Annotated in this window: 5 protein-coding genes; all 5 read right to left on the reverse strand. The window is 63.1% G+C overall.

From position 1 onward, the window contains the following. Position 1 precedes the first annotated feature (1 nt). Entirely contained in the window at positions 2-1024 is a 1023-nt protein-coding gene (gene mraY / locus NW855_RS01855) for a phospho-N-acetylmuramoyl-pentapeptide-transferase (RefSeq protein ID WP_414346920.1), read from the reverse strand. A 171-nt stretch (positions 1025-1195) separates the two neighbouring features. After that, positions 1196-3571 (reverse strand): phosphoketolase, encoded by a 2376-nt coding sequence (locus tag NW855_RS01860; protein WP_011430799.1) that lies wholly within the window; start codon positions 3569-3571, stop codon positions 1196-1198. 99 nt (positions 3572-3670) lie between these two features. After that, the gene (locus NW855_RS01865) at positions 3671-4786 is read right to left on the reverse strand and encodes a pentapeptide repeat-containing protein (protein ID WP_414402463.1); all 1116 of its coding nucleotides are present in this window, start codon (positions 4784-4786) and stop codon (positions 3671-3673) included. A gap of 22 nt (positions 4787-4808) precedes the next feature. Continuing rightward, positions 4809-5183 carry a DUF1257 domain-containing protein gene (locus NW855_RS01870; RefSeq protein WP_011430797.1) on the reverse strand — a complete coding sequence of 125 codons (375 nt, stop codon included), beginning with the start codon at positions 5181-5183 and terminating at the stop codon, positions 4809-4811. Between the two features lie 119 nt (positions 5184-5302). Next, positions 5303-6439 carry an AI-2E family transporter gene (locus tag NW855_RS01875; RefSeq protein WP_414508289.1) on the reverse strand — a complete coding sequence of 379 codons (1137 nt, stop codon included), beginning with the start codon at positions 6437-6439 and terminating at the stop codon, positions 5303-5305. Between the last annotated feature and the right edge of the window lie 214 nt (positions 6440-6653).

Genomic DNA, 6653 nt, shown 5'->3' on the forward strand with positions numbered 1-6653 from the left:
CTCAAGCGCCGGCCCAGTGCCACCAGGCCCAGCCCAGCCCCACCAATAGCGCCGTTAGCCCATAGAAGCACCCCACCACCTGCACCTCCGACCAGCCCCCCAGCTCCAGATGGTGGTGCAAGGGCGACATGCGCAGCAGCCGTTTGCCTTGTCCGGTTTTGCGTTTGGTGTATTGGAAGTAGCCCACCTGCAGGATCACCGACAGGGCCTCTGCCACCAGCACCGCGCCCATCCAGGCCAGGGCCCAGAGCTGATCCCCCAACAGCGCCAGCCCCGCCAGAGCGCCCCCCAACCCCAGGGATCCGGTATCGCCCATAAACAGGCGGGCCCGGTGGTGGTTGTGCACCAGAAAGCCCAGACAGGCGCCGCTCAAGGCAAAGGCCACGAGCGCCAAAACGGGATCCGCTGCCGTCAGCCCCAGCCCTGCCAGGACAAGGGCCACCATCCCTGCCGCCAGGCCGTCCATGCCGTCGGCGAGGTTGACGGCGTTGTTGGTGCCCACCAGCACAAACAAGGCCAAGGGCCAGAACAGCCAGCCCAGGGGGAGGGCGCCTATTCCCGGCAGGGTGAGAACGGTGGGGATCCCTTGCCAGGCCAGGTAGCCACAGAAAACCAGGCCGATCCCAACTTGGAGTAAAAGCTTCGATTTGGCAGACAACCCCTTGTTGGAGCGCTGCCGGATGACCAGCCAATCGTCCAGCCAGCCAACCACGGTGTAAGCCAGGGTCAGTAGGGCCACCGCCAGCCATTGGGGATCCCAGCCGCTCCCGATGCCGGCCACCAGCAGCCCTACGGGCAAAAAGCTAAGGCCACCCATGGTCGGCGTGCCCGCTTTTTTGTGGTGGGACTGGGGCCCCTCCTCGCGGATGACCTGGCCTGCCTTCCAGCGCCGCAAGACCGGGAGAAGCAGGGATCCCAGCAGGGCCGAGCCCAGCACGCTCAATCCAAAGGGGACGGCCACCTGGGGCCGGATCCCGATGACCAGCGCTGAGAGGGCCAGGCCGAGAACTAAGGAGAGGGCCATCCCTCCCCAGTCCGCCTCTTCCAGCCGGGGAAGGGTATCCGCATCCACCCGTTCTGAACCCCTCACATTCTCAACCTCCAGCACAACCGCCCAGAACGCTCCGGCAGGAGAGCCCAAGAAAACTCTACCCTGCCGGCGGCTAGAGGTGAAAGTTGGGGGAAGGGGGATCCACTAGTAGGGCCACTTCCAGTTGCGCACCTCGGGCAGATCCTCGCCGTACTTGCAGATGTACTGCTTGTGCTCCACCAGCTTGTCCCGAATCAACTGCTGGACGTGATCCCGCCGGTATTTGAAGCGCTCCACCCGCTCCAACACGTCGTTGGCCAGGTTGAAGCGATCCACCTGGTTGAGGACGCACATGTCGAAGGGAGTGGTGGTGGTGCCTTCCTCCTTGTAGCCGCGCACGTGTAGGTTGTGGTGGTTGGGGCGGCGGTAGGTGAGGCGGTGAATGAGCCAAGGATAGCCATGGAAGGCAAACACGATGGGCTTATCGGGGGTGAAGATGCTGACAAACTCCTTGTCGCTGATGCCGTGGGGGTGTTCGCTGGGCGGCTGCAACTTCATCAGGTTTACCACGTTCACCACCCGGATCTTGATGTCCGGCAGGTGCTGCCGCAAGAAGTCCGCCGCCGCCAGGGTTTCCATCGTCGGCACATCGCCGCAGCAGGCCATGACCACATCCGGCTCCGAGCCCTGGTCGTTGCTGGCCCACTCCCAGATCCCCAAGCCCTGGGTGCAGTGCTTGATGGCGGCATCCATGTCCAGGTACTGCAGGGCCGGCTGTTTCCCCGCCACGATGACATTGACGTAGTGGCGGCTGCGCAGGCAGTGATCCGCCACCGAGAGCAGGGTGTTGGCATCCGGGGGCAGGTAGACGCGGATAACATCGGCTTTCTTGTTGACCACGTGATCCAGAAAGCCGGGATCCTGGTGGCTGAAGCCGTTGTGATCCTGCCGCCACACGTGGGAGGTGAGCAGGTAGTTGAGAGAGGGGATGGGCCGCCGCCAGGGGATGTGGCGGGTGGTCTTCAGCCACTTGGCGTGCTGGTTGAACATGGAGTCCACCAGGTGGATGAAGGCTTCGTAGCAGGAGAAAAAGCCGTGGCGGCCTGTCAACAGGTAGCCCTCCAGCCAGCCCTGGCAGACGTGCTCGCTCAGGATCTCCATCACCCGCCCATCGGGGGAGAGGTGCTCGTCGTAGTCGTAGATAGGCGCCACCCAGGTGCGGTCACTGGCCTCAAACACGGCGTCCAGGCGATTGGATGCAGTTTCATCGGGGCCAAAGAGGCGGAAGTTGTGGGGGTTGAGCTTCATCACATCTCGCAAGAATTGCCCCAGCACCTTGGTGGCTTCGGCTTCGAGGGTGCCGGGGTGCGGCACGTCCACGGCGTAGCGGCGGAAATCCGGCATTTTCAGCTCCCGCGTCAGCAGGCCGCCGTTGGCATAGGGGGTGGCGCCCATGCGCTTTTCCCCTTTGGGGGCCAGCTCCTGCAGCTCGGGCCGCAGGCGGCCGTTTTCGTCGAAGAGCTCTTCCGGTCTGTAGCTGCGCATCCACTCTTCCAGGATCTTGAGGTGCTCTGGTTTCTTGGCCAGATCCGCCAGCGGCACCTGGTGGGAGCGCCAGAAATCCTCCACCTTTTTGCCGTCCACCTCTTTGGGGCCCGTCCAGCCTTTGGGGGTGCGCAGGATGATCATCGGCCACTGGGGACGGCTGGGATCCCCCTTGGTACGAGCATGCTGCTGGATTTCTTGGATCTCGTGGATTACCGTGTCCAAAGTGGCGGCCATCAACTGGTGCATCTGGGCCGGATCGGAGCCTTCTACGAAGTAAGGCTTGTAGCCATAGCCCACAAACAGGCTCTGCAGCTCTTCACGGCTGAGGCGGCCCAGGATGGTGGGGTTGGCGATCTTGTAGCCGTTGAGGTGGAGAATCGGCAGCACTGCCCCGTCGTGGATGGGGTTGAGGAACTTGTTGGAGTGCCAGGAAGCAGCCAGAGGGCCGGTTTCCGCCTCTCCATCCCCGACTACACAGGCCACCAACAGATCGGGGTTGTCGAAGGCCGCCCCAAAGGCGTGGGCCAGGGCATAGCCTAGCTCTCCCCCCTCATGGATGGAGCCGGGGGTTTCTGGGGCCACGTGGCTGGGCACGCCGCCGGGGAAGGAGAACTGTTTGAAGAGCTTGCGCATCCCGTCGGCATCTTGGCCGATGTTGGGGTACACCTCGCTGTAGGTGCCCTCCAGGTACGTGTTGGCCACCAGAGCGGGGCCGCCATGGCCGGGGCCGGTGATGTAGAGGACGTTGAGGTTTTCCCGCTTGATGATGCGGTTGAGATGCACGTAGATAAAATTCAGCCCCGGTGTGGTGCCCCAGTGCCCCAGCAGGCGCGGCTTCACATGCTCTAGCTTTAGAGGTTCCCGCAGCAGCGGGTTGTCCATCAGGTAAATCTGCCCCACCGACAGGTAGTTGGCGGCCCGCCAGTAGGCGTCCATTTTGCGCAGTTCGTCGTCGGTGAGCGGTTTGGTTGAGAGCTGTTCTGCCAAAACCATAGCCGTACCCCCTAGGTATCTCTACTCTCATGCTGCTCCAGGTTGGGGCGGGGGCTTGGGGATCTTGGGATTCCTTTGGATTTGGCAGCGGTGGTCAGCCTACCACCACCAGGGCTTGAGGGGGGTGCCGTCGGGGAAGATCAGGCCGGCAATCCGGGCGCCGCTATGCTTGAGGCCCTCGATCTGGGCGCCTTCTAGGTTGGCTTGCTCCAAATTAGCCCCGCTGAGGTCGGCGCGGCGCAAGTTAGCTCCCTGCAACTGGGCCTGGCGCAGCTCGGCGCCGCGGAGATCGGCCCCCTCTAGGTCGGCATTCTGCAAGTTGGCCCCCCGGAGATCTGTCCGCTGCAAATCGGCCCCCCGCAGATCCGCTTCCTCCAGGTTGGATCCGCGCAGATCCGCCCGCTTGAGGTTGGCTCCCCTTAGACAAATTTGCCGCAGCACCAGCCCCCGCAGGTCAGCTTTGCTGAGGTCTTGGCCGGCCAGATCCTGCCCCTCTCCCCCCCAGTTTTGCAACTGCCAGATGTGGCGCAGCCGCTCCTCCAAGTGGGTGGCGTCTGAAAGCTGAGATCCGCGCAGGCTGGTGCCACTGACTTTTACCCCCCTCAGGTCGGCTCCCCGCAGATCCGCTCCTTCTAGGAGGGCGCCACTGAGCTTGGCCCCTTGCAAATTGGCTTGGCGCAGATCCGCTTGGCGCAGGTGGGCGCCGTTGAAGTTGCAAAGACCCAGGTTGGCCTTTCTCAAATTAGCTTCGTAGAAGTTGGCACCCCCCAGCCGCGCCTCTTGCAGATCCACTCCCTCCAAGTCGGCGTAGGCAAAGTTCCGCTCCCCGCGCCGATAGGCCACGATGACCCCCTGGGCACCCCCCACCGGGCGAAAGGGGCTGTAGGTTCGACAGGCTTCCTCTGCCTCCGGCTGCTCGAGCTGGGAGAGCAGCCGCCAGGCCTCTAGGCGCACCGCCCAGGAGGTGTTGCCAGCAAGTGCTTCGATCAGTTCGGCCAGGCCTGCCGGCCCGTACTGCAGCAGCTGGGGCAAGGTGGCCAGACGCACCGCCTCGTCGCCCTGGGTGAGCCGTCGCCGCGCCCCCTCAAGCCCCCCCAAAACTAAGGCGTGGGCCGGGGCACCGCCGGCTGCGGCTCGTCCTCCCAACACCAGATCCCAAGGGCGGGGCCGGGATCCCTCACCTGTGCCCACCAAGGGTCGGGAGTTGCTGAGCATGAGCGGATGCCAATGGGCCCGGCTACACCCAGCGCCCCACCACTACGCGGATGGTGCCATCCTCTAGATGCTCCTCCGCCTCGATGGCGAAGCCCTGTTGCCGGGCAGAGCGCAGCAAGCTCTTGTGGGCGTAGCGCTGCAAAATCGGCTCCAGAAAGGTCTGGGGATCGATGCCCGCCCCCCACAGATCCACCACAAGCTCATAGTGATCCCCGTTGCGGCGAAAGCCGATGTCGAAGCCGTTCTTTTGCCGGATCACCAGATCGGCGCGGGTGCGGTTCCAGAGGTAGCCGCGCAGGCTGGCGTTCCGCTCCACGGTGTAGCCCAATTCCTTCAGGGTCTCTTCCAGCAGGTCGGCATCCTTGATTTGCACTTGCAAGGTGGTGAAGTGGGACATGGCGGTTCCGATCCTTTGACGGATGGAGACGGGATCCTCACTATAGAAGCGTCTCTGCAGTTGTGGAAGAAATGTGAAGGAGGATTACGTTTCCCGCGGCTCCCGTAACTTCTCTACCCTCACGGCAGCAGGATGGCGTTCTCGTTCTCCGGCTGCAGAGGCTTCCGCTTCTCCTGGGAAGCCGGGATCCCATCTCCCTTGGCCAGGGGCAAGGGGCGGGCCCGGGATCCCTGCCAGGGATCCAGCACATCTCGAATCAGCACCTCCTGGATCCACACCTGCAGGATGGCCGCCAAGGGCACGGCCAAGAATAGGCCCAGCACCCCGAAGAAAAAGGCCGAGGTGATTTGAGCTATCAGCGTCAAGGCGGGCAAAAGCGACACCTGGCGCGACATGACAAGCGGGGTAAAGACGCTGCTTTCAAGCTGCTGGATGAAGATGTACAGCCCTAGCACTGCTAGGGACTTCCAGGGGGCGTCGGTGAGGGCCACCAGCATGGGGGCAACCACGCTCAGGGTGGGGCCGATGTTGGGGATGAAATTAAACAGTCCCGCCAGCACCGCGTTGGCCAGGCTCAGGGGCACACCTAAAATCCAGAGGCCAATGCCGCTTAGCAGCATCACCAAGCTGCTGGTGAACAGGATCCCCACCAGCCACCCTCGCAGCGCCAGCTCGCAGCGCTTGAGGATGTAGCGGACGCGGGGGCGGTAGAAGGCCGGGAAAACCGAGACAAAGGCGCGGCTATAAGCCTGGGGATCCACCAACAACAGGATGGTGAGGATGATCACAAACAACAGATTGAGCAGGGTGGCGAAAAAGGCGGTGAAGGACTCGGAGAAAAAGTCGCGCACCTGGCGCACCAACTCGGTGGCCTGGGGCACCAAGCTATTGGCCAACTCCCGCAGCGTCGGCAGCTCGATATCCGTCGGCAACGAGAGGATGAGGCTCTCGAACAGCCGCTGCGCCTGCACGATCCCGGCGGGCACCCCATCGGTAAACAGCCGCCGCAACTGATCCGCCAAGGGAGGCACCACGATCAGCCCCACCAGAATCGCCCCCACCAGAACCGTCAAACCGGTGATGAGGAGCGAGGGGCCGCGGCGAAAGCCGTAGCGCTGCGGGATCTGGGCTAAGGTATCCAAAGCTACTGCCAAGACGATGGCCGCAAACACCAACAGCAGGATCTGCCGGATCTGCCAGAGCAGAACCAGCAAACCCAGCAATGCTGCCAGCCCCAGCCACTGGGCGAAGGTCACCGCAGCTCGCCTCCTCTCTCGCCCTGTCGTCGCCTATTCTAGATGGGATCCCGAGCATTTCCATGGGGGAGCCCGTATGCGCGATCTGGATCCGCAAGCAATGGCTCTGGCCTTTGATGGCCTCGACTGCGGGACAGAATCCTTTCTTGCCGAGGAAGTCCGCTCCGAAAGACTTATGCAACGCTGAACAAAGCAGAACTTTGCCCAGCATCGC

This window comes from Synechococcus sp. RC10B2, assembly GCF_047502635.1.